This is a genomic window from Klebsiella sp. GG_Kp175 (genome assembly GCF_040062325.1).
In the GTDB taxonomy this organism is placed as follows: domain Bacteria; phylum Pseudomonadota; class Gammaproteobacteria; order Enterobacterales; family Enterobacteriaceae; genus Klebsiella; species Klebsiella quasipneumoniae.
In genome coordinates this window covers 495,760-522,247 of sequence record NZ_JBEAFX010000004.1, presented here as the reverse complement: position 1 = coordinate 522,247, position 26,488 = coordinate 495,760, and the positions used below count along the sequence as shown (strand labels likewise).

General features: G+C 60.2%; 25 protein-coding genes and 1 pseudogene. 10 read left to right on the top strand and 16 right to left on the bottom strand.

All coding sequences use genetic code 11. The features are described from left to right. Positions 1 to 178: 178 nt before the first annotated feature. The 4 genes from ABLU73_RS11275 to ABLU73_RS11260 all read left to right on the top strand — a co-directional run bounded on the left by ABLU73_RS11275 (position 179) and on the right by ABLU73_RS11260 (position 2,715). Positions 179 to 532 (top strand): DUF1304 domain-containing protein, encoded by a 354-nt coding sequence (locus tag ABLU73_RS11275; RefSeq protein ID WP_023318133.1) that lies wholly within the window; start codon positions 179 to 181, stop codon positions 530 to 532. Positions 533 to 635: 103 nt separating this feature from the next. Next, a complete protein-coding gene (yedE, locus tag ABLU73_RS11270) occupies positions 636 to 1,847 on the top strand; it encodes a selenium metabolism membrane protein YedE/FdhT (protein WP_094311631.1) in 1,212 nt (403 codons plus the stop codon). After that, the gene (yedF, locus tag ABLU73_RS11265; RefSeq protein WP_348850211.1) at positions 1,844 to 2,077 is read left to right on the top strand and encodes a sulfurtransferase-like selenium metabolism protein YedF; all 234 of its coding nucleotides are present in this window, start codon (positions 1,844 to 1,846) and stop codon (positions 2,075 to 2,077) included. The genes yedE and yedF overlap by 4 nt, the downstream gene beginning before the upstream one ends. Positions 2,078 to 2,322: 245 nt before the next feature. After that, positions 2,323 to 2,715, top strand: a complete 393-nt coding sequence (locus ABLU73_RS11260) for a DUF1398 domain-containing protein (RefSeq protein ID WP_264923491.1) — start codon at positions 2,323 to 2,325, stop codon at positions 2,713 to 2,715. A 39-nt stretch (positions 2,716 to 2,754) separates the two neighbouring features. Here ABLU73_RS11260 and ABLU73_RS11255 read toward each other — a convergent pair whose 3' ends face one another. Next, entirely contained in the window at positions 2,755 to 2,913 is a 159-nt protein-coding gene (locus ABLU73_RS11255; RefSeq protein ID WP_002903230.1) for a YqaE/Pmp3 family membrane protein, read from the bottom strand. 282 nt (positions 2,914 to 3,195) lie between these two features. On the opposite strand from ABLU73_RS11255, the gene gap reads away from it, so the two are divergent. After that, on the top strand, positions 3,196 to 4,194 hold the full coding sequence (gap, locus tag ABLU73_RS11250) for a type I glyceraldehyde-3-phosphate dehydrogenase (protein WP_004204090.1): 999 nt from the start codon (positions 3,196 to 3,198) through the stop codon (positions 4,192 to 4,194). 48 nt (positions 4,195 to 4,242) lie between these two features. On the opposite strand, the gene aldA is transcribed toward gap, so the two are convergent. Then, positions 4,243 to 5,682, bottom strand: coding sequence for an aldehyde dehydrogenase (aldA, locus tag ABLU73_RS11245; RefSeq protein ID WP_257707895.1), 1,440 nt, complete (start codon positions 5,680 to 5,682; stop codon positions 4,243 to 4,245). Here aldA and ABLU73_RS11240 point away from each other — a divergent pair. Then, positions 5,681 to 5,818, top strand: a complete 138-nt coding sequence (locus ABLU73_RS11240; protein WP_032425978.1) for a hypothetical protein — start codon at positions 5,681 to 5,683, stop codon at positions 5,816 to 5,818. The genes aldA and ABLU73_RS11240 overlap by 2 nt on opposite strands. 61 nt (positions 5,819 to 5,879) lie before the next feature. On the opposite strand, the gene ABLU73_RS11235 is transcribed toward ABLU73_RS11240, so the two are convergent. Then, the gene (locus ABLU73_RS11235) at positions 5,880 to 6,680 is read right to left on the bottom strand and encodes a YdcF family protein (protein ID WP_004204086.1); all 801 of its coding nucleotides are present in this window, start codon (positions 6,678 to 6,680) and stop codon (positions 5,880 to 5,882) included. A gap of 381 nt (positions 6,681 to 7,061) precedes the next feature. On the opposite strand from ABLU73_RS11235, the gene ABLU73_RS11230 reads away from it, so the two are divergent. Continuing rightward, complete coding sequence (locus ABLU73_RS11230) at positions 7,062 to 8,387, top strand: MFS transporter (protein ID WP_004204084.1); 1,326 nt, start codon at positions 7,062 to 7,064, stop codon at positions 8,385 to 8,387. Positions 8,388 to 8,606: 219 nt separating this feature from the next. Here the strand turns inward: ABLU73_RS11230 and ABLU73_RS11225 are convergent, their stop codons facing one another. The 6 genes from ABLU73_RS11225 to ABLU73_RS11200 are packed head-to-tail and all read right to left on the bottom strand — an operon-like array spanning position 8,607 to position 16,118. Further along, on the bottom strand, positions 8,607 to 10,037 hold the full coding sequence (locus ABLU73_RS11225) for an amino acid permease (RefSeq protein WP_004204083.1): 1,431 nt from the start codon (positions 10,035 to 10,037) through the stop codon (positions 8,607 to 8,609). Positions 10,038 to 10,046: 9 nt separating this feature from the next. After that, positions 10,047 to 11,042, bottom strand: a complete 996-nt coding sequence (astE, locus tag ABLU73_RS11220; RefSeq protein ID WP_064189704.1) for a succinylglutamate desuccinylase — start codon at positions 11,040 to 11,042, stop codon at positions 10,047 to 10,049. Positions 11,043 to 11,052: 10 nt separating this feature from the next. Further along, the gene (astB, locus tag ABLU73_RS11215) at positions 11,053 to 12,393 is read right to left on the bottom strand and encodes an N-succinylarginine dihydrolase (protein ID WP_017898714.1); all 1,341 of its coding nucleotides are present in this window, start codon (positions 12,391 to 12,393) and stop codon (positions 11,053 to 11,055) included. Positions 12,394 to 12,414: 21 nt separating this feature from the next. After that, positions 12,415 to 13,881 carry a succinylglutamate-semialdehyde dehydrogenase gene (gene astD, locus ABLU73_RS11210; RefSeq protein WP_264923493.1) on the bottom strand — a complete coding sequence of 489 codons (1,467 nt, stop codon included), beginning with the start codon at positions 13,879 to 13,881 and terminating at the stop codon, positions 12,415 to 12,417. Then, complete coding sequence (gene astA, locus ABLU73_RS11205) at positions 13,872 to 14,894, bottom strand: arginine N-succinyltransferase (RefSeq protein ID WP_348850209.1); 1,023 nt, start codon at positions 14,892 to 14,894, stop codon at positions 13,872 to 13,874. Before astA ends, astD begins: the two co-directional genes overlap by 10 nt. 18 nt (positions 14,895 to 14,912) lie before the next feature. After that, positions 14,913 to 16,118, bottom strand: coding sequence for a bifunctional succinylornithine transaminase/acetylornithine transaminase (locus tag ABLU73_RS11200; protein ID WP_004204075.1), 1,206 nt, complete (start codon positions 16,116 to 16,118; stop codon positions 14,913 to 14,915). Between the two features lie 169 nt (positions 16,119 to 16,287). Here ABLU73_RS11200 and ABLU73_RS11195 point away from each other — a divergent pair. Continuing rightward, positions 16,288 to 16,434: pseudogene (locus ABLU73_RS11195) on the top strand (hypothetical protein). Positions 16,435 to 16,646: 212 nt separating this feature from the next. Further along, the gene (locus tag ABLU73_RS11190; protein ID WP_004204074.1) at positions 16,647 to 17,921 is read left to right on the top strand and encodes a Glu/Leu/Phe/Val dehydrogenase; all 1,275 of its coding nucleotides are present in this window, start codon (positions 16,647 to 16,649) and stop codon (positions 17,919 to 17,921) included. Positions 17,922 to 17,984: 63 nt separating this feature from the next. Here the strand turns inward: ABLU73_RS11190 and ABLU73_RS11185 are convergent, their stop codons facing one another. The 7 genes from ABLU73_RS11185 to ABLU73_RS11155 are packed head-to-tail and all read right to left on the bottom strand — an operon-like array spanning position 17,985 to position 25,467. Next, on the bottom strand, positions 17,985 to 18,638 hold the full coding sequence (locus ABLU73_RS11185) for an HAD-IB family hydrolase (protein ID WP_017898717.1): 654 nt from the start codon (positions 18,636 to 18,638) through the stop codon (positions 17,985 to 17,987). After that, complete coding sequence (locus tag ABLU73_RS11180; RefSeq protein ID WP_023318124.1) at positions 18,619 to 19,404, bottom strand: AfsA-related hotdog domain-containing protein; 786 nt, start codon at positions 19,402 to 19,404, stop codon at positions 18,619 to 18,621. Before ABLU73_RS11180 ends, ABLU73_RS11185 begins: the two co-directional genes overlap by 20 nt. A gap of 13 nt (positions 19,405 to 19,417) precedes the next feature. Continuing rightward, complete coding sequence (locus ABLU73_RS11175) at positions 19,418 to 20,623, bottom strand: acetyl-CoA C-acyltransferase (protein ID WP_043522959.1); 1,206 nt, start codon at positions 20,621 to 20,623, stop codon at positions 19,418 to 19,420. A gap of 2 nt (positions 20,624 to 20,625) precedes the next feature. Next, positions 20,626 to 22,110 (bottom strand): FAD-dependent monooxygenase, encoded by a 1,485-nt coding sequence (locus ABLU73_RS11170; RefSeq protein ID WP_348850207.1) that lies wholly within the window; start codon positions 22,108 to 22,110, stop codon positions 20,626 to 20,628. Between the two features lie 60 nt (positions 22,111 to 22,170). Beyond that, complete coding sequence (locus ABLU73_RS11165; RefSeq protein WP_200927357.1) at positions 22,171 to 23,235, bottom strand: aldo/keto reductase; 1,065 nt, start codon at positions 23,233 to 23,235, stop codon at positions 22,171 to 22,173. Further along, a complete protein-coding gene (locus ABLU73_RS11160; protein ID WP_017898721.1) occupies positions 23,232 to 24,419 on the bottom strand; it encodes an MFS transporter in 1,188 nt (395 codons plus the stop codon). Before ABLU73_RS11160 ends, ABLU73_RS11165 begins: the two co-directional genes overlap by 4 nt. Before the next feature lie 49 nt (positions 24,420 to 24,468). Then, the gene (locus ABLU73_RS11155; protein WP_043522965.1) at positions 24,469 to 25,467 is read right to left on the bottom strand and encodes an aldo/keto reductase; all 999 of its coding nucleotides are present in this window, start codon (positions 25,465 to 25,467) and stop codon (positions 24,469 to 24,471) included. Between the two features lie 100 nt (positions 25,468 to 25,567). Between ABLU73_RS11155 and ABLU73_RS11150 the strand changes: the two genes are divergently transcribed. Continuing rightward, positions 25,568 to 26,482, top strand: coding sequence for a LysR family transcriptional regulator (locus tag ABLU73_RS11150; protein WP_017898723.1), 915 nt, complete (start codon positions 25,568 to 25,570; stop codon positions 26,480 to 26,482). The last annotated feature ends 6 nt before the right edge of the window (positions 26,483 to 26,488 follow it).

The following is a 26,488-nucleotide window of genomic DNA, read 5'->3' as shown; positions in this document are numbered from 1 at the left end:
TAAAAAAAGAACCCGGCATACTATCACCGCGCAGCTAAACCAAAGGGCAATCAGATACACCGACGCTTTTCGCGGCAGGCAAACATGATGCTATAAGCACTATAGCAGTCGCCCTCTCGCCTGGTGAGCGCCAGCGGCTATACTGCTGACACATTCATCTTATTGATTAAGGACTGCTGTGTTAGCCACTCTCCTCGTTGCGCTGGTCGCTATTATTCATCTCGCCATCCTGGTGCTGGAGATGTTTTTCTGGGAAGCTCCCGCCGGGCGCCGGGCCTTTAACCTCAGCGTCAATTTCGCTCGGGAAAGCCGAGTGCTGGCGGCCAACCAGGGGTTGTATAACGGTTTCCTGGCCGCCGGCCTGGCGTGGGGGCTGTGGCTGGGGGCATCGGGCGTGCAGGTGGTGATCTTTTTCCTCGCCTGCGTGCTGGCCGCCGGGATATTCGGCGCGCTGACCGCCAGCCGCAAAATTCTCTATATTCAGGCGCTGCCCGCGCTGCTGGCGCTGCTTGCGGTGCTGGCGCAGGCGTAGGGTCTTGATCCAAAACAGAGAAAGCAGGCGCTAAGGCGGATACTATGTGCCCCCTTCGGTCGGTCATCGACCGTTAATACCTTCTGAGTTCAGAGGCATTTTTATGACATGGCAATCCTTCAAACAGGCCTGGCTTATCCGGTTCTGGTCTCCCGTCCCGGCGGTCATCGCCGCGGGCATTCTCTCAACCTACTATTTTGGCATCACCGGCACCTTCTGGGCGGTGACCGGCGAATTTACCCGCTGGGGTGGCCAGCTGCTGCAGCTGCTGGGGGTCCACAGCGAACAGTGGGGCTATTATCAGCTGATCCATCTCGACGGGACGCCGCTGACCCGCATCGACGGCAGGATGATCATCGGCATGTTCGGCGGCTGCCTGGCCGCGGCATTGTGGGCCAATAACGTCAAACTGCGCTTGCCACGCAGCCGGATCCGCATAGTGCAGGCCGTGGCCGGGGGCATCATCGCCGGGTTCGGCGCGCGGCTGGCGATGGGCTGCAACCTGGCGGCGTTTTTCACCGGCATTCCGCAGTTCTCCCTGCACGCCTGGCTGTTTGCCATCGCCACCGCCATCGGCTCCTGGTTTGGCGCTCGCTTCACCCTGCTGCCTCTATTTCGCATCCCGGTAAAAATGCAAAAGGTATCCGCCGCTTCGCCGTTAACCCAAAAACCGCTGCAGGCACGCCGCCGTTTCCGCCTGGGCATGGTGGTCTTTTTCGCCATGATCGGCTGGGGCCTGCTCACCGCCGCAGACCACCCTGCGCTCGGCCTGGCGATGCTGTTCGGCATCGGCTTCGGTCTGCTTATCGAGCGAGCGCAGATCTGCTTTACCTCCGCCTTTCGCGATATGTGGATCACCGGCCGGACGGTGATGGCGAAGGCGATAATCTTCGGCATGGCGGCGAGCGTCATCGGCATCTTCAGCTATGTGCAACTGGGGATGGCGCCGAAAATCATGTGGGCCGGTCCCAACGCGGCGATCGGCGGGCTACTGTTCGGCTTTGGCATCGTGCTGGCCGGCGGCTGTGAGACCGGCTGGATGTACCGGGCGGTGGAAGGCCAGGTTCACTACTGGTGGGTGGGGCTGGGCAACGTCATCGGCTCCACGCTGCTCGCCTGGTGCTGGGACGATATCGCCGCCCCGCTCGCCACCCACTGGCAAAAGGTCAACCTGCTGAACGCTTTTGGTCCCTTCGGCGGACTGCTGGCGACCTATCTGCTGCTGCTGATCGCCCTGCTGCTGGTGATCGCCTGGGAGAGACATTTTTTCCGCCGCCAGTCGGCAGCGGTCCGGACCGTGAAGGAGAGTGCATGAAAAACATCATCCCTGATTATCGCCTGGACATGGTCGGCGAGCCCTGCCCTTATCCGGCGGTCGCCACCCTGGAGGTGATGCCCTCCCTGCAAAAAGGCGAGATCCTCGAAGTGATCAGCGACTGTCCGCAGTCGATCAATAACATTCCGCTCGATGCCAGGAACCATGGCTATACGGTGCTGGATATTCAGCAGGATGGCCCGACCATTCGCTATCTGATCCAGAAGTAATCCCGTTTTCCCGCCGGCGACCTTCATCGCCGGCATGGATTTCCCCGTCTCGCCATGTCCTCACCATCAGATGGGCCGTGCAGGCAAACGATTGCAATAGATTGTAACACTTGAAACGGTGTTCCAGTTATCAAATAACCATTAATATAACGCGGCTATATTATTAAAATACGAATAAGTAACTTCGTGAATGGTTTCTGCCGCTACCGGCCAAAGCCGCACACAGCAATACAATAAGGATAGAAATGGAACTGCTGGCCAGGCTGGGTTATTTTTTTGAGCAAGTGCGTGCAAATGCCGATTTTGTCACCTTCGCCAGTGAACTACGTCGGCACCAGGTCTCGTGTTACATCTACTTTGTCTCCACCGGCAATATGAATTTCGTGATGGCAAACGACAAGGTGATCACGATAAAAAGCGCCCGCAGCCTGCTGCGCGTGCGCAGCGCCCCCAACCAGCAGCTGACCTCGGCTGCGGTCATCCGCCATTTTGCCGGCGCCATCAACTTTGAACAATACTGTAAGGATCTCGCCAGCGCCGGGGTGTTTAAGTGGAGCGTCGACCTGGACGAGGAGACTCGCCACTACTGGTCGAAGGATAACAGGCTGCTGTATAAAGAGAGCCTGATTCCCCCCTGAGCGGGTCCCGGGGGGAAGTCTGGTTTGCGGGGCCAGCTCTTAATCGCGGGTCTGCACCCAAAAGGCGTGGATCAGGCCTGGAATATAGCCCAGCAGGGTCAAAATAATGTTGAGAATAAACGCCCAGCCGAAACCTTTCCCCAGCAGAACCCCCAGCGGCGGCAGAATGATAGTAAAAACGATTCTCCAGAATCCCATAAGTTCTCCCTTCATCTAATGTCAACATTTTACTAAGCTATTCAATAGTTAAGCATAGACGCTTTTCACCGCTTCGCCAGCAGGCTGCGCCCTCATCTCCGGTAACAAAAATTATTTCCTGCCGTCACGGATAAAAAAGTCCGCCAAAACATCCACTTTTTTGCCTCATGCTGTGGGCCTGACAGCGAACCGCACAGATTGTCAGTTGACCTGGCTGCCAGTCAGGACTAAGCCTGGAGAAGTTTTATCACATCGAGTCGTTTTACCAACCGGAGAATATCCATGAGTAAACTTGGGATTAATGGTTTTGGTCGTATCGGACGTCTGGTGTTACGCCGTTTATTAGAAGTCGACAGCAGCCTCGAGGTGGTGGCCATCAACGACCTCACCTCGCCAAAAGTGCTGGCCTACCTGTTAAAGCATGATTCAAACTACGGCCCCTTCCCGTGGAGCGTCGACTTCACGGAAGATGCGCTGATCGTCAACGGCAAGACCATCACCGTGTATGCCGAAAAAGAGGCGCAGCATATTCCGTGGCAGGCGGCGGGCGCGGAAGTGATTGTGGAGTGTACCGGGTTCTACACCTCGGCAGAGAAATCGCAGGCCCATCTTCAGGCCGGCGCACGCAAGGTACTGATTTCGGCCCCCGCCGGCGAGATGAAAACCATCGTCTATAACGTCAACGATGACACCCTGACGGCGGATGACACCATCATCTCCGTCGCCTCCTGCACCACCAACTGCCTGGCGCCAATGGCCAAAGTGCTGCAGGACGCCTTCGGCATCACCGTAGGCACCATGACCACCATCCACGCCTATACCGGCACCCAGTCGCTGGTGGACGGGCCGCGCGGTAAAGATCTGCGCGCCTCCAGGGCGGCGGCGGAAAACGTCATCCCGCACACCACCGGCGCGGCCAAAGCTATCGGCCTGGTGATCCCCGCCCTGAGCGGCAAGCTGAAAGGCCATGCCCAGCGCGTACCGACCAAAACCGGCTCAGTGACAGAGCTGGTGTCGGTGCTGGAGAAAAAGGTAACTGCGGATGAGGTCAATCAAGCGATGAAGCAGGCTGCCGATGGCAATGAATCCTTTGGCTATACCGAAGAAGAGATTGTCTCTTCCGATATCATCGGCAGCCATTTCGGTTCAATCTACGATGCCACCCAGCTGGAGATTGTGGAGGCCGGCGGCGTACAGCTGGTGAAAACCGTCGCCTGGTACGACAACGAATACGGTTTTGTCACCCAGCTGATCCGCGTGCTGGAGAAATTTGCCCGCTAAGTGAACGGCGGACAGCCTGCGCTGCCCGCCGATTCTGTATTGAGCGTCTCAGGCCTGCAGATAGACCACCTGGGTCTGCAGGTACTCATTCAGGCCATGGCGGCCATCTGCGCCGCCGATCCCTGATTTACGCCAGCCGGCGTGGAATCCCTGCATCGCCTCAAAGTTCTCGCGGTTGATATAGGTTTCGCCGAACTTCAGCCCCTTAATCGCCTTCATCGCCACGTTGAGATCGCGGGTGTAGATTGAGGAGGTGAGGCCATAATCGCTGTCATTGGCCATCGCCAGCGCTTCATCGAGAGTTGAAAACGCCACCACCGGCAGCACCGGACCGAAGGTTTCCTCATGGATAATATCCATCTCCTGACGCACATCCAGCAGCAGGGTCGGCGGATAAAAATAGCCTTTCCCCTCCAGCGGCTGACCGCCCAGCGCTACCCGCGCCCCCTGCGCCACCGCCTTCGCCACTTTGCGCGCCACCTGATCCCGCGCGGCAGCGTTGATCAGCGGCCCCATCGCGATGTCATCCCGCGCCGCCGGGTCGCCAAACTGCACGGCCTTCATCGCCTCGCCGAGGCGGTTGACGAAGCGGTCGTAAATCCCCTGCTGAACATAGACCCGCTCGACGCAGTTGCACACCTGCCCGGTGTTGATCACCCGCGAGTCCACCACCGCCTTCACCGCCAGCTCCACATCCGCATCGTCCATGACGATGGCCGGCGCTTTGCCGCCAAGCTCAAGGCACACTTTGGTGATATTTTTCGCCGCGGCGGCCATGATTTTCTCCCCCGCCGCCACGCTGCCGGTCATGCTGACCATCGCCACCTTCGGATTGCCGGCCAGCTCCTGGCCGACGGTTTCCCCACGGCCGAGCACCAGGTTAAAGACCCCTTTCGGCAGCCCAACCTGGTGGACGATCTCGGCGAAAGCAATAGCGTTATTGGGCGTGAATTCGCTGGGCTTAATGACGATGGTATTTCCGGTGATCAGCGCCGGCGCCACCTTGCGGGCGATAAGAAAAAACGGGAAGTTCCACGGCAGGATCCCGGTGGTCACCCCCAGCGCGCGTTTGAAGACAAGGATATTTTCCCCGGGACGGTCGCTCTGCACGATCTCCCCTTCATAACGCCGCGCCCATTCGGCCATGTAGTCGAGATAGTCGGCGGTGAACGCCACCTCCACCGCCGCCAGCTGCTGGATCTTGCCGCCTTCAGCGACGATCAGCCCGGCGATGTCATCGGCACGCTGACGGATGCCGGCGGCAATTTTGCGCAGCCAGCCCGCGCGCTCAATGGCCGGCAGCGCCTCCCAGGCCGGCTGGGCGCGCTCCGCCGCGTCAATCGCCAGCCGCGCCTCTTCCGCGGTCCCGTCCGGGATCCGCGACAGCAGCGCTTCGGTCGCCGGGTTAAGCACGTCGATCCAGCCGTCGCCGTGACCGGAAACGAACTGGCCATCAATATACATCTGGTGTTGAACGGGTGCTGTCATGGCTGCTCCTGTGGTGCATTTGTATTTAACAAGTGATTTTTTTGTTAAATATCGGGCGGATAAGCCGTGGCTTCGCAGCACGTTGGCGCAGTTTTGTGAGCTGATTCATAAAACCGGGCCAAAAATACCCGGTTGAGGTTACATTTCAATAACACAAATTGCCCGTTTGCGATAAATCTGCCGCAAACGGGCATTTATCAGCCGAGGATGCGGGCCTGCAGCGCCCCGGCGAGCCGGTCATCCTCCCGCAGCTGTCGCCAGGCGTCGAGGATCTCCGGCGGGAAAGTCACGTGGCTGATAAAGTCTTTCCCCCGTGGACCGTACCCTTCAGGGGAATCCTGCAGACGCGGCAGTTCGCCGAGCAGCAGCGCCAGGTAGCGGGTCACCGGCCACAGCCCCGCCCCGCCGCCCACGAACCCCAGCTGGCCGTCGGTCTGTTGCAGCACCGGCGTGCAGCCGGGAAAGCTCAGCCACTGCGGCGGCGTCGTCGCCCCCTGCCAGACGCGGGCGAAGGTGGCCATCGTCCGCCGCTGCATGGTGGGGTCCTGAATGACGATCCCGCGACGATGGGGGATCCCCCGACTCTCCAGCATTGTGCGAGTAAAGCGCGCGTTTTCGCCGCAGTTGGTCGACCGATCCTCCACCACCAGCCGCGGGCGAGGAATGTGCCAGAAGTCATGCGCAATATCCGCCAGAATATGCGCTTCCGGACGCCCCTCCACCGCGAGCGAACGGTAGCGCGGATCTTCGCGCACCGCCTCATACAGAAAACCGGTGGAGTGCCCTACGCCGCCGCTGATCAGCAGCGGAACCTCCTGCTCCACCGCCAGTCGGCAGGCGGCGTCGATGGTAGGGATCACGGCGTTGCCAGCCAGCACCACCACATCCACCGCCGGCGGCGCGGTCAGCGTCGCCAGATCGTTTTGCGCCAGCCAGCCGCCGGTCAGGTTTGCCGCCGCCAGCGTCGTCGCCGACAGCGGGGGAAAGTGTTCTGCCATTCTGATCTCCTTAATCACCTCTCAGCCGCGCAGAGAGAATAGTCTGGCCATCATAAACGCCGCCTGCCGGGGCGCAAAGCGACGCTGATTTGTAACTATTTTGAAATAACAAGAAACATCTAAAAACACGCAGGTTGCACCTGAATAACTGACCATGAAAATAACAAAAAACAGCAAAAACAGGTGGAAAATAAAAATTTACCTCGCGGTTACACCAGACAAAAGCGCGTTTTCTTGCCCGCATTGCCGAGGGATAACTTGCCAATTGTAACCATCAACTCTAAGTTGCTTAACAATTACACAACCTTTTTCACATCAGGTTGCACCCTGCACGCACAGAGTGACACCTGACCTTTTACCGTGGCGGGAGAACGTTTCGTAATGAGCAATCCAGCAAGCAACACTGCATCCATTCTGCAGAAAAACAAGAAGGTACTGATCGCGAGCCTGACCGGCAGCGCCATCGAATGGTTCGATTATTTTCTCTATGGCACCGCCGCCGCGCTGGTGTTTAACAAAATCTTCTTTCCGATGGTCGACCCGGTCATTGGTCTGATCCTCTCCTGGCTCTCCTTTTCGCTCACCTTTTTTATCCGCCCCATCGGCGGGGTCATTTTCGCCCATATCGGCGATCGCATCGGTCGCAAGAAGACGCTGGTGCTCACCCTGTCGCTGATGGGCAGCGCCACGGTGGCCATTGGCCTGCTGCCCACCTACGAGATGGTGGGCCTGTGGGCGCCGGCCCTGCTGATTACCCTACGCATTATTCAGGGCATGGGTATCGGCGGCGAATGGGGCGGCGCGCTGCTGCTGGCCTACGAATACGCCCCGGAAAAGCGGAAAGGCTTTTTCGGCAGTATTCCCCAGGCCGGCGTGACCATCGGCATGCTGATGGCAACCTTCATCGTCTCGCTGATGACCCTGTTCGATGAGGCGCAGTTTCTCGCCTGGGGCTGGCGCATTCCGTTCCTGCTCAGCTCCGTCCTCGTATTCCTCGGCCTGTGGATCCGCAAAGACATCGACGAAACGCCCGCCTTTAAGCAGGTGAAACAGTCTGGCCAGGTGGCGAAGGCTCCGCTGCGCGAGACGCTCAAACACCACTGGCGGGAAGTGCTGATCGCCGCGGGTCTGAAAGTGGTGGAGACCGCCCCCTTCTATATCTTCTCCACCTTTGTGGTCAGTTACGCCACCACCACCCTGAGCTATCAGAAGTCGCAGGCGCTGGAATCCGTCACCCTGGGCGCGCTGGTGGCCACCGTGATGATCCCGCTGATGGGGCTGCTGTCCGACAAGGTGGGTCGGCAAAAAATGTACACCCTGAGCGTGGTGCTGCTGGGGCTGTTTATCGTCCCGTGGTTTCTGCTGCTCGACACCGGCACCAGCTGGGGCATTATGCTGGCGACGATCGTTGCCTTCGGCATCCTGTGGGCGCCGGTGACCGCGGTGCTGGGCACCCTGTGCTCAGAGATTTTCAGCGCCAATGTGCGCTATACCGGAATCACCCTCGGCTACCAGCTGGGCGCCGCGCTGGCCGGGGGCACCGCGCCGCTTATCGCCACCGGTCTGCTGGCGAAATACGATGGTGACTGGCGACCGGTGGCCGTCTACCTGGGCGTGACGGTGGCGATTTCGCTGCTGGCGATATTCTGCGCCAGCCGGATGAAATCCGTCCCTGGCGCGGCGCGCTCCCGGGCGGAAAGCGCCTAACCGCAGCCGGTCCGGGCTACCTCGGCGCCGACCATCCTGCCCGGGCGCTGCGCTTGCGCGGGCCTACAGGGGGATCACGCCGCGGGGGAAACCGCTCATCCCAGGCTCAGTAAGACAGTAGGCCCGGTAAGGCGCCAGCCGCCACCGGGCAGACGAACGGGAACAACGGCTAAGACGCCCTGGCCACACCCCTTAGCCGGCCGCCAGGGCCGGCGGGTGTCAGGCGCTCTGATTGTCCAGCTGAAGCTGCCCTTCGCGCCGCTGCTTCAGCTTCCAGAAGGCCCACAGCGCGATAAACCACAGCGGAGAAGCCAGCAGCGCCAGCAGCGTGTCCGGGTCAAAGATCATGATGAAGATGGCGAAGGCGAAGAACAGCAGGCTCACCCAGCTCATCACCACGCCAAAGGGCATCTTAAAGATCGACCCGGCGTGCAGGTCCGGACGCTGACGGCGATAAACCAGATAGGCCGCGAGGATCATCCCCCAGCTGAACACCACCATAATCGCCGCCAGGGTCGAGACGATGGTGAACAGGGTCATCACATTCGGCACCAGGAACAGCAGCAGCGTACCGATCAGCATGCAGAAGCAGGAGAACAGCAGGCTGCGCACCGGAATGCGGGTGCTGCGCGACAGAATGCGGAACTGCCAGTGCGCATGCTTCTCCACCGACAGGCCGTACAGCATGCGGGTGCTGGAGAAGACCCCGCTGTTGGCCGAGGACATCGCCGAGGTCAGCGCCACGAAGTTAATCACCGCCGCCGCCGCGGGCAGCCCGGCTTTGGCAAACAGCGTTACGAAGGGGCTGGTCTCCGCCGACACCCCCGGCCAGGAGGCGACAGCGATGATCACCACCATCGACAGCAGATAGAAGATGATAATCCGCAGCGGCAGCGCATTGATCGCCTTGGGCAAAATGCGCTGCGGATCGCGGGTCTCCGCCGTCATCGTCCCCAGCAGTTCGATACCGGTAAAGGAGAAGATCGCTATCTGGAAGCCGGCGAAAAAGCCGGTGATACCGTGAGGCATAAAGGCCGTCGGGTCGGTGAGATGGCTCAGGGAAGCCGTCACGCCGTCCGGAGAGGTCCAGCCGGTGGCAATCATCCAGCCGCCGGTGACGATCAGGGCGATAATGGTGATCACCTTGATCAGGGCGAACCAGAACTCCGCCTCGCCAAACATCTTCACCGACAGCAGGTTGAGCAGGAACAGGATAGCCAGCATGCTGAGGGCCGGCATCCACGCCGACAGCTCGGGGAACCAGTACTGCATATAGCTCCCGCACACCACCACGTCGGCGATACAGGTCACCACCCAGCTCAGCCAGTAGGTCCAGCCGAGATAAAAGCTGGCCTGCGGTCCGAGATACTCGCCGACAAAGTCGGCAAACGAGCGGTAATCATGGCGAGTGAGCAGCAGCTCCCCCATCGCCCGCATCACCATATAGGTAAAGAACCCGACCAGTACATAGATAACCAGGATCGAGGTGCCGGCGACGGCGATGTTGCGCCCCGCCCCCATAAACAGCCCGGTGCCGATGGCGCCGCCGAGGGCAATCATCTGGATATGGCGGGCGCCAAGCCCGCGCTTAAGCTGTGACGCGCCTTCACCTCCGGCGGCAGATGGCGCCTGATGTTGATGTTCAGTCATGGTGTTTCCTCAGGCTGTTTGCGGGAGGTGAAGCGCCGCGGCGCGGAGCAGCAGCCCGGCGCGCTGGCCGGTAGCGACCCCGGCATTGGGAAAGAGGATATAGGGGGCCCGGGCCTGCACCACCCACCGTTTCTCTGCCTGGCGGGCGATCTCATACCCTGCCGGGAGCGCGGTGAAGTTCTCGACGTTGGCCGCCAGATTGAGCGTAAATTCCCCTTCGCGCTTGATGATGCTCTCCTCGACCAGGAAGTAATCCACCGGCGCTTTATCGCGCGCCGGCAGCGGCGCGTCAGAAATCCAGGCTCGAATCGTCGCGTCGGCGGCGGCGAACAGGCTAAGATCGTTGGCGCCGAACGGCATCACTTTTCCCAGCTCAAGGGTGGCGCTTTGCGCGGCGAACTTTTCGCAGGTGAAGTGGGTGAAGGTCCCGCCCGCTTCGGTATGGCGCACGATGGCGTCCATCCCGCTGGCCTGCAGCAGCTGATAGAAGCCGGGCGAAAAATCCTCCTCGTGGGCCGGGAGCAGCGCAAACTGGCGATACAGCGACCCGCGAATGGCGGTATGCATATCGAGATGACTACGGCTGACCGGCCCCGCCGCATCGGCGGCGCGATAGAAGGCCTGCACCGCCTGCTCGAGAGCAAAAGCCCGCCGCGACTCATTGCCCGGGGTGACCGCCAGATGGCGGCCGCCGAACAGGCGATTGAGGTCGTTGTGCAGATAGCGACGCGCGGCGCGGATCGCCGGCAGGTTACCAAAAACGATCAGCAGCGCCTGGGTGAGCGGCTGCCGCCCCTGGCTCAGATCGTGAGTCAGCTGCAGCAGCAGCTCGGTCGGCGCGGTCTCATTGCCATGGACGCCAGCGGAGAGGATCGTCGCCTGACGCCACGGCGTAGCCGGCAGCAGCTGCAGGATGCCCTCGCCCAGCCAGCGGGCCTCGATGTCCGCCGGAAAGGTCCACGCCTGCAGGCGGCAGTGCAGTAAATCGTTAACCAGATGCTCCATCTGCCGCTCCTTAACGCTGAAAATCATAGACAGCGCCCAGACGCAGGATCTGCGTCAGCTCATCCAGCGCCTGATAAACCTCGCGCAGCAGCTGCGGGTCTGCCAGATCGCGGGCGTGCAGCCGGTCACGGTAATGTTTTTCCACCCACGCCGTCAGCTGCTGGTAACGTTCGTCGTTCATCAGGCTGTGGGCGTTGACCGCCTTACGTTCAGACTCGTTGAGCACCACCCGCAGCCGCAGGCAGGCCGGGCCGCCGCCGTTACGCATGCTTTCCCGCAGGTCAAAAACCGCCACTTCATCGATCGGCGACGCGCTGTCGGCCGCGAGATCGCTCAGGTAACGCCAGACGTTTTCCCGCTGGCGGCACTCCTCTGGCACCACAATCAGCATCTTGCCGTCGGGTTTGCTCAGCAGCTGGCTGTTGAACAGATAGGAGGCCACCGCGTCATCGAGCGACACCCGCTCGTCCGGCACTTCCACGCTGGTAAACGGAATATCGAGACTGTCGCTTTTTGCCCGCAGCGTCGCCAATACTGTCGACTGATCGACAAACGCCTGCTGATGGTGGAACAGCACATGGCGATTGCTGACCGCGATAACGTCGTTATGAAACACGCCGCGATCGATAGCCTGCGGCGCCTGCTGGGCAAACACCGTGTAGCGCGGATCCAGCTGATGCAGGCGAGCCACTGCTTCGCTGGCCTCCAGGGTCTGCCGCGCCGGATACTTCATCGGGGCGATCCCGCCGCTGGCGCGTCGACCGTAGACAAACAGCTGCACCCCCTGCCGGTCATACTCCCGACAGAAGCGGTTATGGTTGGCCGCACCTTCGTCGCCGAGGTCGCCATGCTGCGGCAGCGCCGCGTGGTGGGCGAAGTAGCGCGGATCGGCGAAGGTGGCGCGCAGGATCGCCGAGGTGGTGGGCGCCTCCTGCATGCGGTGCAGCTTATTGTTCAGGTTGGCGACGGTGAAATGAACTTTGCCATCGGCGCTATCCGCCGACGGCGAAACGGTCGCCGCGTTAGCAGTCCACATCGACGAGGCGGAGCTGAAGGCGGAGAGCAGCTGCGGCGCCGCCTGGGCCGCCTGGCGGATGACCTGCTCATCGCTGCCCTCGAATCCCAGGTCGCGCAGCAGACGCAGGTTCGGCCGCGGCTGCGGCGGCAGAATCCCCTGCACGAATCCGCGATCGGCAAGGGCTTTCATTTTATACAGCCCCTGCAGCGCCGCCTTTTTAGGGTTAGAGAGACCATCGCGGTTATTTTGCGAGGCTTCATTGCCGACGGAGAGTCCGGCATAGTGGTGCGTCGGGCCGACCAGGCCATCAAAGTTAGCTTCAAAACCAGACATATGTCCTCACAGGATCCGTTATCAGAATGGCAGGCCCGGCGATACGTTCGCCGGAAGCGTCAGCGTGTCGCTGACCAGAGAGGCCATCGGCCAGGCACAGTAATCGGCGGCGTACCACGCTGCCGCGCGGTGGTTACCGGAGGCGCCCACCCCGCCAAATGGCGCTTTACTGGAAGCGCCGGTCAGCGGCTTGTTCCAGTTGACGATCCCGGCGCGCGCCTCGTCCGCCAGCTGGTCAAACTGTGCCGCATCGCTGGAGATCAGCCCCACGGCCAGGCCATAGCGGGTCTGGTTGGCGTGGCGAATCGCCTCCGGGAAGTCGTCGTAACGGATAACCGTCAGCAGCGGGCCAAAGTACTCTTCATCCGGCACCTCGATACCGGTGACGTCGACGATCCCCGGGGTCAGCACCGTGGAGTGCGGGTCGGGCTGGCGCAGGCGCAGCAGCACCTTGCCGCCAAGTCCCTCCAGTTTCTGCTGCGCCGCCAGCATGTTCTGCGCCGCCTCAAGGGAAATCACTCCACCCATAAACGGCGCCGGCTGGTCATCCCATTTCCCGGCGCGGATCTGCGCGCTGGCCTCCACCAGCCGCCGCAGCAGCGCATCCCCCTGCTCGCCGCGCTGAACAATCAGCCGGCGCGCGCAGGTGCAGCGCTGTCCGGCGGAGATAAACGCCGACTGGATAATCACATGCAGCGCCGCATCGACATCGGCCACATCAGCCACGATCAGCGCGTTGTTGCCGCCCATTTCGAGGGCCAGCATCTTCTCCGGCTGGCCGCCGAAGTAGCGATGGAAGTGGAAACCCGCCGCTGCGCTGCCGGTGAACAGCACGCCGTCGATATCGCGGTTTTCCAGCAGCGCCTGGCCGGTGGCTTTCCCGCCCTGCAGCAGGTTAATCACCCCGTCGGGGACGCCCGCCTGCTGCCACAGCTGGACCGTCAGTTCCGCAGTGGCCGGCGTCAGCTCGCTGGGTTTAAATACGATAGTATTCCCGGCGATCAGCGCCGGAATGATATGCCCGTTGGGCAGGTGGCCCGGGAAGTTGTAAGGGCCGAAGACCGCCATCACGCCGTGCGGCTTGTGGCGCAGCAGCGCTTTACCGTCCGGCAGCGTCGACTCGTGAAAGCCCGTCCGCTGGTGATAGGCCTCGATGGAGATGGCGGCTTTGCCGATCATCGCCTGCACTTCGGTGCGGGTCTCCCACAGCGGCTTGCTGGTCTCCCGGGAAATCAGGGTCGCCAGCGCCTCTTTATGCGTCTCCAGCAGCGCGGCGAAACGCTGTACGACGTCAATACGCTCGGCCAGCGGGCGGTGCGACCAGGGATAAAACGCGGCGCGCCCCGCGGCGCAGGCCGCCTGGACGTCGTCGCCCCCCGCGCTGGCCGCCTGCCACAGCAGAGACTGATCCTCCGGGGCCAGTTTACTCATCGTTGCGCCGCTGCCCGGCTGCCACTGCCCGGCTATGAACTGTGCTTTTACCGCCATGATCTGTTTTCCTCTGGGTTCAGGGTTACCGTATAAACGCGGTCGGTTTCAGTGACCTGCAGCGCATCCAGCGCGGCGGCGTCCAGTGAGACCTGCTCTTCGTGGGCCACCAGCAGCGCCCGAAAATTGTCGAACTGACCGTTGGCGACGAGCGTCGGCACCGACAGCGTGCCCGCCAACTGCTGAGCCGGCAGGCAATGGCAGTCGCGCACGGCGCGGATCTGATCGGTCTCCGCCTCCAGCACCGGACCGGCATCGAAAATATCCACCGAGCCGCGCCAGCTGAACCCCTCTTTCTCGAGGATCGCCCGCGCGGGGGCGGTGTTGGGGTGCACCTGGCCGATAACCTGACGGGCATTCTCCGGCAGCAGCGAGATATAGATCGGGTACGCCGGCATCAGCTCGGCAATAAAGGTTTTCATGCCGGTGCCGGTCAGCCGGTCGGCATCGGCGAACGGGATCTCGAAGAAGTGATGGCCTAGCGCATCCCAGAACGGCGACTGCCCTTGCTCATCGCTGCAGCCGCGCAGTTCGGCAAACAGGTGCGGCGAAAACCACTCGCGGAAGGCGGCGATAAACAAAAACCGCGCTTTGGAGAGCAGCAGACCGTTGCGGTTGCGCTGATACTCGGGGTCGAGAAACAGCGTACACAGCTCGCTGTGGCCGGTATGGTCATAGCTCAGATTGAGCAGCTCCTGGGGCTTGTAGACCCCCAGCGCTTTCGAGGCGCGGACCGTTTTCTGAATGCGAAAATTGTAAAACGGCTCGTCCAGGCCTACCGCCACCTCAATGGCGCTGACCCCCACCACCCGCGACAGCGTGGTGTCTTCCAGCACAAACAGAAAGCCTTGCTGGCCGCGCGGCACCGCGCCGGCGAAAGTGTCAATGCTGCGGCGGATCCGGGCGGCCAGGCGCCCGGCATCATGGGGTAAGGAGGTCATGCCGACCCCCGCCCGCGCGGCAAGGCGGACGATGTCGTCAAGATCGTTTTCCCGTACGGGACGAAATAGCATCACAGGCCGTCCTCCCGGTTAGCGGGTTAAGCGGGCAACGGCGCGATCGAGGCGCACGAAGGCTTCCGCAATATCTGCCAGCGGGATATTGAGCGCCGGCGCGAAGCGCAGCACGTCCGGACCGGCAATCAGGGCGATCACACCCTCTTCCGCCGCCAGGTTGGTCAGGGTTTTGGCCTTCCCGCGCAGCGGTCCCGCCAGCTCGGCGCCGATCAGCAGACCGGCGCCGCGCACGGCGCTAAACGCATCGTAACGGGCAGAGAGGGCATTCAGCTGGTCGACGATCAGCGCATGGCGCTCGCCGACGCCCGCCAGCAGCGGCGCATCCAGATGGGCCAGCACGGCGTTGGCGACGGTCGCCGCCAGCGGGTTGCCGCCGAAGGTGGTGCCATGGGTGCCTGGCTGGAAGACCTGCGCCCAGGCCTCTTTCGCCAGCATCGCGCCGATCGGGAAGCCGCCCCCCAGCCCTTTGGCGCTGGTGAGGATGTCCGGGACGACGTTGTAATGCTGGTAGGCGTAGAGATGGCCGGTACGCCCGGCGCCGGTCTGTACCTCATCAAATATCAGGGTGGCATGATGGCGATCGCAAAGGGCGCGCAGCGCCTGGAGGAACGCCGGGTCCGCCGGGATCACCCCGCCTTCGCCGATAATCGGCTCGACAATCACCGCGCAGGTGCGCGAGGAGATCGCCGCAGTCACCGCCTCGATATCGTTATAGGGCAGATGGGTAATGCCCTGCGGCAGCGGCGCATAATCGCTGGAATATTTCGGCTGGCCGCCGACGGAGACGGTGAACAGCGTCCGGCCATGGAAGGCGTGGTTGAAGGCGATGATTTCGCTTTTTTCACCGCCGAACTTATCGTGGGCATATTTCCGCGCCAGCTTAAGGGCCGCCTCGTTCGCTTCGGCGCCGGAGTTGCAGAAGAACACCTTGTCGGCAAATGTGGACTGCACGAGGGTTTTCGCCAGCTGCAGCACCGGTTCGTTGGTATAGCCATTGCCGATATGCCACAGTTTCGCCAGTTGCCCCTGCAGGGCCTCCGCCAGCGCCGGGTGAGCATGGCCCAGGGCGTTCACTGCGATGCCGCCCGCCATATCAATATACTCTTTCCCCTGCTGGTCCCAGACGCGGGAGCCCGCCGCCCTCACCGGAATAAACGGCGCGGGGGCAAAACAGGGAACCAGGTAAGCGTCAAAATCTTCGCGAGTCATGCTGCCTGACATAATTTATCTCCGGAACGTAAGGCGACGGAAAACCCTCCCGTCGCGTTGGACAATCGACATTAACCCTGACCCTCGGCTTATTTTGGGCACGAGCGCGCCCGCTGCGATGGTAAAAATATTCACCACAGAAAAGTTAAGCCCTATTCTTTGTGCGGGTAATTGTTAATTCATGGTTAATGCCATGTTGTTGTGTGGGCTAATGCTGGCCTGTGAACAATAAGATTGTCAATACGGGGAAACGCAATTTATTCACTTTTTGAAGATCATCAAGATAATGAAAAACATAGAAAAAATATTTTCCTATTCACTTAAGTGAATAAAAAGTGAATTAAAATGCACAGCTTGCGGGTGGTTCTTGTGCGTAGTTATTCACTTAAAAAATAAAAAATCTAACAAAAATTTAAAAATCGGAATTGCCGTCAAATACCGCTTTATAAAATTGGTGATACCATTCATTGCACAGAGTTTACTGCTGTAGCTATTCCACGGTTTTACACGACATAAATAACACTGAGAAACAGGACTCTTATGGAAAAGTTATCTTACGCATCTGAAAGTAGTACATCTCCATGGACCACCTACCTGCGCCAGATCGACCGTGTCGCGCCTTATCTCGGCGATCTTGCCTACTGGGTGGAAACCCTGCGCCATCCGAAGCGTGCGCTGATCGTCGACATCCCTGTGCAGATGGACGACGGCACCATTCGCCACTTCGAGGGCTATCGCGTTCAGCACAATCTTTCGCGTGGACCGGGTAAAGGTGGTGTTCGCTACCATCCGGATGTCGATCTTAACGAAGTCATGGCACTTTCTGCCTGGATGACCATTAAGTGCGCCGCGGTCAATATTCCTTACGGCGGAGCCAAAGGCGGCATCCGCGTCGACCCCTTCTCGCTGTCGGAAGGTGAACTGGAACGCCTGACTCGCCGCTACACCAGCGAAATCGGCATTATCATCGGGCCGCAGAAAGATATTCCGGCGCCGGACGTTGGCACCAACGGCAAAGTGATGGCGTGGATGATGGACACCTACTCCATGAACCATGGCACCACCATCACCGGCGTGGTCACCGGCAAACCGATCCACCTCGGCGGCTCCCTCGGTCGTGAAAAAGCCACCGGACGCGGCGTGTTCGTCACCGGCCGGGAAGTGGCCCGTCGCGCCGGCATCGAAATTGAAGGCGCTAAAGTGGCGCTGCAGGGCTTTGGTAACGTCGGTAGCGAAGCGGCGCGCCTGTTCGCCGGCGTCGGCGCCCGTATCGTGGTTATTCAGGATCACACCGCCACCCTGTACAACGAAGGCGGAATTGATATGGCCGCCCTCACCGCCTGGCAGGCGGAGAAAAAGCAGATCGCGGGTTTCCCGGGCGCCCAGGAGATTGATAAAGAGGCTTTCTGGACCACCCCAATGGACATCCTGATCCCGGCGGCGCTGGAAGGGCAAATCACCCGCGAGCGCGCTGAGAAGCTGACCTGCAAACTGGTGCTGGAAGGGGCCAACGGCCCAACCTATCCGGAAGCGGACGATGTGCTGGCCGAGCGCGGGGTGATCGTGGTGCCGGACGTTATCTGTAACGCCGGCGGGGTGACCGTCAGCTACTTTGAGTGGGTGCAGGACATGGCCAGCTTCTTCTGGAGCGAAGAGGAGATCAACGCCAAGATGGACCGCATCATGACCGACGCCATCATTCACGTCTGCGATAAAGCGGCCGAGAAAGAATGTACGCTGCGTACCGCCGCCTATATCGTAGCCTGCGAGCGCATCCTGATGGCGCGTAAAGACCGCGGCATCTACCCGGGCTGATCCCCGTCAGAAAGTGCACCAGGGGTGGCATTGCGCCGCCCCTTTTTTTTTGCCGTCGCGCCGTCAGCCGACGGTGGACCACAGCACTGGCCATCCCCGACGCTGCGCCTCCGCCAGCAGACCCGGACAGGGATTCACCGCGCAGGGGTGACCAACCACGGTGAGCAGCGGCAGATCCGAGATATGATCGCCAAAGGCGTAGCACGCCGCCAGCGGCTGGCCCTGTTTCTGCGCATAGCACTGGGCATGCGTCGCCTTGTGTTCGCCGATGGCGGTCCGCCAGAGCTCGCCGGTATAGCGGTCATCCACCACCACCGGCTCCGAGCACAGGGCATGTTCCACCCCCAGCGCCGCCATCGCCGGCCAGAGAATGTCGGTCATCGACCCGGAGACAAACACCACGTCATCCCCCCGCGCCTGATGCTGCCTGAGGCGCGCCACCACCTCGTGGTGAAAACCATATCCGCCTTCGCGATACAGACGCTCGGCGACCGCCCGCACCCGGGGGCGCGACTCGTGGCGAAACAGCGAGTAATAGTAGCGGTTGATCGCTTCCCGCGGTTGACCCGCTTCGCTAAGCGCCTGAAGCTGGCGGACAATCGCCGCGGCCGTCAAACCGCACTGCAGCGGATATTCCTCGGCATAGCGGTGCAGAAACAGGAACATACTTTTGCCGGTAATCAGCGTTTCATCCACATCAAAAAAGGCGATGCTCATCCCCGTCCCCCTGCTCAATACTGACCAGATAATGTTGATGGCACTGCGCCGCCTGCTCGCACTCTTTGCGAGTGATGTAGTTAAGGTCATAGACGCTGAAGCTAAAGCCAACTTCCGCTTTGCGGGTGCCGGTCTGGTCAAACCCCACCGAGCATTCGCAGGTGAAGCGGCCATGGGCTGAACTTTTGCGTGACACCACATTGAGGACGATGGTCACCGGCAGCGGAAAAACAAAGCAGGAAAAGGCCACCTGCAGCGAGCTCAGGGTAAAGTACTTCTCCGCCATTGCCACGCCGGCCTCCGCCAGCAGGAATTTTTCCGAGGTGGCGATGATGGTCTGCCGCGCCGCCTCGATCAGCACCATCCCCTGAATATGTTGCCCGGTCTGGTGGTCGCAGAGTAACTCCGAGGCATCCTGCAGGATCAGGCGCGCGCAATAGCTATCCTCATCGCGTTGTTCCGGCGAGGTGATGAGGATATTCGCTTTTTTACGTTTATGTACCAACCGCTGATGATCGCGGTTGTTTTGATAATAGAGATCCTGCAGATTGACGATCTGGCGGATTTTGTCCGGATAGTGCTGACGAATAATGCAGATGGTGCGGGAGATGTCGTCGAGCTGTACCCCCTGACCGATAATGATTTTATCGACGCCGGCCAGCTCGCCGCTCCAGACAAACCGCTCAAACTCATTAACCGTCAGCACATTCTCATGCCGCCGGGCAAAATCGGTAAATTTCTCACCCACCACAATTAATTTTTCCATGGCGCTTGTCTCCTCAGATCGTTTTCACCAGTAACGCAATCCCCATCCCGCCGCCGATGCACAGCGACGCCAGGCCGGTCGGTTGATTCTCCCGGCGCAGCGCGTGCACCAGACTGACCACGATCCGCGTCCCGGAACTGCCCAGCGGGTGACCGAGGGCGATCGCGCCGCCGTGGACGTTCAGGCGGGAAGCAATCTCCTCCTCCGTCATCTGATGCTCTCTGGCCAGTCCCCTGACCACCCCCAATACCTGCGCGGCAAAGGCTTCGTTAATCTCCAGCCGGGCCATATCGCTGAGCTGAAAACCACCGCGGCGCAGGGCGCACGCTATCGCCGGCAGTGGGCCGAGCCCCATCAAGGACGGATCGACGCCGCCTTCGCCAAAGGAGACGATCTCCGCCAGCGGCTGCAGGCCATAGCGGGCAACGGCGCGCGCCGAAGCGAGGATCACCGACGCGGCGCCATCGTTCAGCCCGGAGGCGTTGCCCGCCGTGACGCTGCCGTCAGCGCGAAAAGCCGGTTTCAGCGCCGCCAGCTGCCCGGCGCTAAGATCATGGCGGATCGGCTCATCCTCGCGGACCGTGCTGACGCCCCGCTTCGCGCTGACCGTCACCGGCACAATCTCATCGGCAAAATAGCCGGCACGGCTGGCGACGGAGGCTTTTTGATGGCTCTCCAGCGCATACCGGTCCTGCGCCGCGCGCGAGATCTGCTCCTGCGCGGCGATGGCCTCCGCCGTTTCCCCCATCGGGATCTGCAGCAGCGGATCGGTTAACCCGTCGCGCTGGATCACATCCTCACTGCTGAATGCGCCGAATTTCATCCCGCCCCTTATCTCTCCCTGCAGCAAAAACGGCGCCTGACTCATATTTTCCATTCCGCCGGCGACCACCAGGTCGGCATAACCGCTCTGGATATGGATCGCCCCTTCGGTCATGCTTTTCATGCCGCTACCGCAGATCATATTCAGGGTGTAAGCCGGCGTTTGCACCGGGATCCCTGCCCGCAGCGCAACCTGACGCGCCGGTCCCATTCCCTGCCCGGCGGCGAGGACGCAGCCGCAGATCACCTCATCGATCCACGCCGGGTCAATGCCGGCCTGCTGCAGGTTGTGCCTGACGGTGAGCGCTGCCAGCTCCACCGCGGAGACCGTTTTCAGGGCACCAAGAAAGCGCCCCACCGGCGTACGGCAGGCCGCGACGATATAGACTTTGTTCATGATTATTCCATTACGTAGAGCGAGGAAAGATACTGCCGCGTCCCGGCTTCGCTGCCGGTAAAGCCCACATAGCCATCGGGATTAACCACCGCGTAGTCATCGGGACCGATCTGTAGCGCCTCAAGAAACGCCTTGTCCGCCGGTTCGAGGGAGCAGAACATAAACCAGCCGGCCTGCTTCAGGCGGGACAAAGGAGGACAGGCGGCGCGGGCGGAAAAGATCACCACCTTACCGCTGGCGAAGGCGTCATAGCTGTTGCGAAACGTCGCCTGCGGCGAGGCAAAAACGTACCAGGGAACATGGTGCCCTGCCAGGCCGTCCGTCTCCTGCGCCTGCGTCGCGGTGAAACCGGCGTACTGCAGCGGCAGCTGGTGACGATAGTAGTGACGGTTGCAAAACTCCGGAAAGTAGACCCCATCGATATGATTTCTCGGCACCAGACCGGCGATCAGGCCAGTATCATGGTCGGTGGAGCGCATCACACCGCTCACCGCGGCGAAGCGCTGGGTGCGATAGGACGCCGGCAGTCGGTCAGTGGCCACGCCGTGCAGACAGAAAGCCAGCTTCCAGGCGAGGTTCACCGCATCCTGGACGCCGGTGTTCATCCCCTGCCCGCCAATGGGACTGAACAGGTGGAAGGCATCTCCCGCCAGCATAATATGGTGCTGCAGATTGTCTTCGGCGATGCGGTTATAGAAATTGGCGCTGGAGGACCAGGTGAGCCTCTGCGCCGGCGGCACCTGAGGGCAGTAGCGCGCCAGCGCGGCGTTAATCTCCTGCAGGTCCGGCACCGGACGCGGCGACGGCAAGCGCCCGGCTTTTTTAATCACAATCCTGACCTGATTGTCCGGCATGGGCAGGAAAATCAGAAAGCCTTGCTCATCAATATGGTAGGAGGTCCCCGGGAGCGCCGCCGCGGGGTCGAACTGCACATCCGCCATCACAAAATGCAGCGGATAGTCATGACCGCTAAAGCCGATCCCGGCCAGCTCCCGGACGGTGCTGGCCGCGCCGTCGGCGCCGATAATATAGTCATAAGCGGCGGAACAGGCCCGACGGGCATCGTCGAGCAGGGAGACGTGATAGCGCTCCCCCTCCCGCCGCCAGGAGACCAGCTGGTGCCCGCGTTTTACCTGCCGCCCGGCGGCGGCTAATGCCGTTTCGAGGATCTTCTCCGTCCGCGGCTGCGGGATACTGACATGGAAGGGATAGCAGGTGGCGAGTCGGCGGTTATCAATATGCAGAAATTTGCGGTTTTTATAGTAAGCGTAGACTGACTGCACCTGTTTTCCCTGGGCGATCAGTTCCCCGGCAAGGCCTAAGCCGTGGAAGGCTTTAATGGTCGCCGGACTGACGCTCAGCGCTTTGGACCAGGTGGTGCTGTGGGTATTTTTATCAATGATATCAAAATCAATTCCATACTTATTCAGATAGCAGCCAATGATTAACCCTACCGGGCCGGCGCCAACAATGAGTACTTTTTTCACGATCGAGCCTCTCTGTATGCCCCATGTGGGGCATACGCGTGTTGCCTGGGTGCAGGGTGATTAGGGATAGATATCATCGGCCAGACGACGATCGCCGGCGACATTGCAGATATGCCAGTAGGGGTATGGTTTCTCTTTCTCGCTCACGCTGTTGAGGATCGCCGTCTCCTCGTCGCTCAGCGTCCAGTTCAGCGCCGCCAGGTTATCTTCCAGTTGGGCCAGTTTGGTCGCGCCGACCACCAGCGAAGCGATCCCCGGACGGGTACGCAGCCAGTTGAGCGCCACCTGCGCGACGCTGGCGTTGCGCTGGCGGGCAATCTCCTGCATCACCTCCAGGGTCTGCCAGGCCTGCTCGCGGTTGGCGATCGGCGCGGATTCGAACGGCGTGGCGTTCGCCAGGCGACTACCTTCGGGAAACGCCTGATTGCGCGGGTATTTGCCGGTGAGAAAGCCCCCGGCCAGCGGGCTCCAGACGGTGATGCCGACGTTCTGATCGACGCTGAGCGGGATAATCTCATGCTCCAGTTCACGCGCGGCGATATTGTAATAGCCCTGATAGACGCAGAATTTCTCCAGCCCAAGGCGCTCCGAGATCCCCAGCGCCTTCGCCAGCTGCCAGGCCGCGTAGTTGGAGACCCCGATATAGCGAATTTTCCCGGCGCGGATCAGGGTATCCAGCGTGCGCAGGGTATCCTCCAGTGCGGTGCGCGGATCGAACCCGTGAAGGTGATAGATATCGATATAATCGGTCTTCAGCCGCTGCAGGCTGGCCTCGACGGCATTGATGATATGGTAGCGCGACGCCCCCAGCGCATTCGGGTTGGGGTCGGTTTGCCAGCGCCCTTTAGTGCCGATAATCACCTGCTGGCGTTTTCCCTTCAGCGCGTTGCCGAGCAGCTCTTCGCCCTGGCCGTTCTTATAACAGTCCGCGGTATCAAAAAAGTTAATCCCGGCGTCCAGCGCTTTGTACACCAGATCGTAGGCCGTCTGCTCAGGCACCACGCCGAATTCCGACCAGTTGCGCCCCGGCGCGCCGAGAAAGGCCCCTTTCTCACCAAACGTCATGGCGCCGAAACAGAGCTCCGAAACCGACAGCCCGGTGGAACCTAAATACCGATACTTCATGCTTGACTTCCTTTTAAAGGTGACAACGTCACACTAGCGATAACCAATCCGCTGGCGGTCAGGCAAGCACCGGCCAGAGGAATGTGAGATAGAGAGACGCCGGAGGCGAGCAGCAGCCCGCCAAACCAGGCGCCGCCGGCATTGCCGAGGTTAAAGGCGGCGATATTGCACGAGGAGACCATGCTTTTACCGCTCTCACTGCTGTCCAGCGCCTGCATCTGCAGCGGCGGAATGGTGGAGAACATCGCCGCCCCCAGCAAAAACACCGCCGCGCAGGCACCAGGCAGCGTCTGAATAGCCAACGGGAAAAGGCACAGGACGACGCTCAGCAAAGCGAGAGTCAGCAGCAGCGCCCGGCGGACGCCGCCGTCGGTCAGTCGGCCGCCAAGATGATTCCCGGCGACCATCCCAACGCCGAACAGCATCAGCACCGGCGGAATAAGGTGTTCGCTCATCCCGGTGACGGTTTTCAGCATCGGCGCGATGTAGGTGAAGGCGGCGAAGACGCCGGAGAACCCGAGGGCAGTGATCAGCAGGCTGCGCAGCACCGCGGGATGGCGGAGCACCTTTAGCTCATCACGGATCCGGCTCTGGGCCGACGGTTGCGCCTGACGGCCAGGCACCAGGGCAATGACTGCCAGGGCGGAGAGAACGCCGATCAGCGTGACCATATAGAAGGTATAGCGCCAGCCAAGGTACTGCCCCACCCAGGCGCCGAGCGGCACGCCCAGAATATTGGCCAGGGTGGCGCCGAGAAACACGGCGGAGACCGCCGAAGCTCTTTTATCTACCGGCGCCAGCTCCGCGGCATAGACTGAGCTTATTCCGAAAAACGAAGCGTGAGCGAAAGCGGTTATTACCCTGGCAATAATTAGCATGGTCATATTACCGGCGATCGCGCAGCCTAAATTTCCAATGGAAAATAAGATCATCAAAAATAACAGCGCCGGTTTTTTGCGATAACGGCTTAATAGCGGCGTAAGCAGCGGCGCGCCAATCACCACCCCACAGGCATAAGCGGTAATAGACCAGGCGGCAAGAGTAATGGATATATGAAAATCATGGGCCACATCGAGTAATAAACCCATAATCACAAATTCGGTGGTGCCAATACCAAATGAACCCACGGAAAGCGCATACACCGCCGCAGGCAATCCCGCCGGACGGGAAACAGCAATAGTCATAAGTTACCTTATCTCCCGCCAGAACGGCGGGAGGAACGTATTCAGGAGATTATTTATCGATTAAATTAAAGTCGCCCTGGTTATAGCGTAAGCCGGCGACGTTTTCGGCAGCGAAAATATGATCGATGGTGTGAATATCTTCAGGCGAGAGCATAATATCGGCCGCAGCGGCATTATCGCGCAGGTGATTGATTTTTCGTGCCCCGGGGATCGGCACGATATCTTCGCCTTTGCTCATCACCCAGGCGAGAGCCATCTGCGCCAGGGTGGCATCGTAGCGGCCGGCGACCTGCTGCAGACGGTCGAGCAACTGCTGGTTTTTGCGCATGGTTTCGGCCTGGAAGCGCGGCAGATTGCGACGAAAATCATCGGCAGCGAAGAGGCTGGGGTCGGTGATTTTGCCTGTCAGGAAGCCGCGCCCCAGCGGGCTGTAAGGGACAAAGCCCACCCCCAGCTCGCGGCAGGCCTTGAGGATGCCGCCCTCCGGCTCACGGGTCCACAGCGAGTATTCCGTCTGCACCGCGGTAATCGGATGCACCTTGCAGGCCCGGCGCAGCGTCTGGGCTGACACTTCCGACAGCCCGATGTGGCGAATTTTACCCTCTTTAACCAGGTCGGCCATGGTGCCCACCACCTCTTCCACCGGCACCGCGGGATCGACGCGGTGCTGATAGAGCAGATCGATGGTCTCGATATTCAGCCGCTTCAGCGACCCTTCCACCGCCTCACGAATATGTTCCGGACGGCTGTCGACGCCGGCCATCCGCTCCAGCCCCTGGCCGGTCGGCAGAATACGAAAGCCAAATTTGGTGGCAATCTGCACCTTATCGCGAATGCCTTTAATCGCTTTCCCGACAAGGACTTCATTGTCAAAAGGCCCATACACTTCGGCGGAATCGAGGAAGGTCACGCCCATGTCCACTGCGGCATGGATGGTATTTATCGCCTGCGACTCCTCAGCGCCGCCATAGGCAAAACTCATTCCCATACACCCGAGACCCAATGCGGAAACCTGGAACTTCTCTTTTCCGAGATAACGTGTTTTCACCTTATTTTCCTTACGTGCTGAATGTTATTAAATATATACTTCCCTTTTACATTGATAACAATTAATCTATTCCGAACGCGGTGTTAGCTGGAAATTAACAATGAAAACGTTGCCTGATTTGCAACAAATTGAAATATTAATACTCATAGTGAAACATGGTAGTTTTCGACAAGCTGCCAGAGCATTAAATCTTTCACCGCCGGCCCTCACCAGCGCTATTAATCATCTGGAAGAAAAATTAGGCGTGCGCCTGCTCAATCGCTCGACGCGCAGTTTGTCTTTAACCGCCGTGGGTGAGGAATTTCTTAATAATATGACGCCGGTGGTGAATGATTATCGCCGGGTAGTCGACAGTCTGAATTATCACCGTCTGACCCCGGAAGGGGTGGTGAAAGTCAATTTACCGCGCATTGTTCTCGACCTTTTCTTTCAGCGCTATTTTATTGCTTTTAAAACCGCCTATCCAGACGTGACGCTGGAGCTGTTTACCACCGATCGGAAAGTGAATATTATCGAGTCCGGTTTTGACGCTGGCATTCGTTATTCCCGGGATGTGCCCAAAGATATGATTGCCATCCCCTTTGGCGAGAAACTGTCGCTGATCCCGGTAGCCAGCCCGGACTATCTCCGCCAGGCCGGAGCGCCCGACACCCCGCAGTCGCTGATCAATTTTCGCTGCATCAACCGATGTTTTCCCAGCGGCGAAAAGTACCGGTGGGAGTTTATCAGCCCCGACGGCGAGCCAGGCGAAGTCGCAGTCAAAGGCGATCTGGTCGTCGATTCCGATACGGCGATGATCCAGGCGGCGGAGAGCGGACTGGGGATCGCCTTTGTCTATCAGTCGCTGGTCTCCGCGCAACTGAACGCCGGCAGCCTGATCCGCTTATTGCCCAGCTACCGCTACCCGGCGGATCATTTCTGCGTCTACTATCCGAGTCGCAAACATATTCCCGCGCCCCTGCGCGCTTTTATCACCTGGGTGATGGCGCAGAATAAGAGCATCCTCCATGAGTAAATGGCC

Excerpts from the sequence above, each read along its gene's own strand:
- yedE (WP_094311631.1), top strand. The coding sequence starts at position 636 with ATGACATGGCAATCCTTCAAACAGGCCTGGCTTATCCGGTTCTGGTCT.
- yedF (WP_348850211.1), top strand. The coding sequence starts at position 1,844 with ATGAAAAACATCATCCCTGATTATCGCCTGGACATGGTCGGCGAGCCC.
- ABLU73_RS11260 (WP_264923491.1), top strand. The coding sequence starts at position 2,323 with ATGGAACTGCTGGCCAGGCTGGGTTATTTTTTTGAGCAAGTGCGTGCA.
- ABLU73_RS11255 (WP_002903230.1), bottom strand. The coding sequence starts at position 2,913 with ATGGGATTCTGGAGAATCGTTTTTACTATCATTCTGCCGCCGCTGGGG.
- gap (WP_004204090.1), top strand. The coding sequence starts at position 3,196 with ATGAGTAAACTTGGGATTAATGGTTTTGGTCGTATCGGACGTCTGGTG.
- ABLU73_RS11240 (WP_032425978.1), top strand. The coding sequence starts at position 5,681 with ATGGCTGCTCCTGTGGTGCATTTGTATTTAACAAGTGATTTTTTTGTT.
- aldA (WP_257707895.1), bottom strand. The coding sequence starts at position 5,682 with ATGACAGCACCCGTTCAACACCAGATGTATATTGATGGCCAGTTCGTT.
- ABLU73_RS11235 (WP_004204086.1), bottom strand. The coding sequence starts at position 6,680 with ATGGCAGAACACTTTCCCCCGCTGTCGGCGACGACGCTGGCGGCGGCA.
- ABLU73_RS11230 (WP_004204084.1), top strand. The coding sequence starts at position 7,062 with ATGAGCAATCCAGCAAGCAACACTGCATCCATTCTGCAGAAAAACAAG.
- ABLU73_RS11225 (WP_004204083.1), bottom strand. The coding sequence starts at position 10,037 with ATGACTGAACATCAACATCAGGCGCCATCTGCCGCCGGAGGTGAAGGC.
- astE (WP_064189704.1), bottom strand. The coding sequence starts at position 11,042 with ATGGAGCATCTGGTTAACGATTTACTGCACTGCCGCCTGCAGGCGTGG.
- astB (WP_017898714.1), bottom strand. The coding sequence starts at position 12,393 with ATGTCTGGTTTTGAAGCTAACTTTGATGGCCTGGTCGGCCCGACGCAC.
- astD (WP_264923493.1), bottom strand. The coding sequence starts at position 13,881 with ATGGCGGTAAAAGCACAGTTCATAGCCGGGCAGTGGCAGCCGGGCAGC.
- astA (WP_348850209.1), bottom strand. The coding sequence starts at position 14,894 with ATGCTATTTCGTCCCGTACGGGAAAACGATCTTGACGACATCGTCCGC.
- ABLU73_RS11200 (WP_004204075.1), bottom strand. The coding sequence starts at position 16,118 with ATGTCAGGCAGCATGACTCGCGAAGATTTTGACGCTTACCTGGTTCCC.
- ABLU73_RS11190 (WP_004204074.1), top strand. The coding sequence starts at position 16,647 with ATGGAAAAGTTATCTTACGCATCTGAAAGTAGTACATCTCCATGGACC.
- ABLU73_RS11185 (WP_017898717.1), bottom strand. The coding sequence starts at position 18,638 with ATGAGCATCGCCTTTTTTGATGTGGATGAAACGCTGATTACCGGCAAA.
- ABLU73_RS11180 (WP_023318124.1), bottom strand. The coding sequence starts at position 19,404 with ATGGAAAAATTAATTGTGGTGGGTGAGAAATTTACCGATTTTGCCCGG.
- ABLU73_RS11175 (WP_043522959.1), bottom strand. The coding sequence starts at position 20,623 with ATGAACAAAGTCTATATCGTCGCGGCCTGCCGTACGCCGGTGGGGCGC.
- ABLU73_RS11165 (WP_200927357.1), bottom strand. The coding sequence starts at position 23,235 with ATGAAGTATCGGTATTTAGGTTCCACCGGGCTGTCGGTTTCGGAGCTC.
- ABLU73_RS11160 (WP_017898721.1), bottom strand. The coding sequence starts at position 24,419 with ATGACTATTGCTGTTTCCCGTCCGGCGGGATTGCCTGCGGCGGTGTAT.
- ABLU73_RS11150 (WP_017898723.1), top strand. The coding sequence starts at position 25,568 with ATGAAAACGTTGCCTGATTTGCAACAAATTGAAATATTAATACTCATA.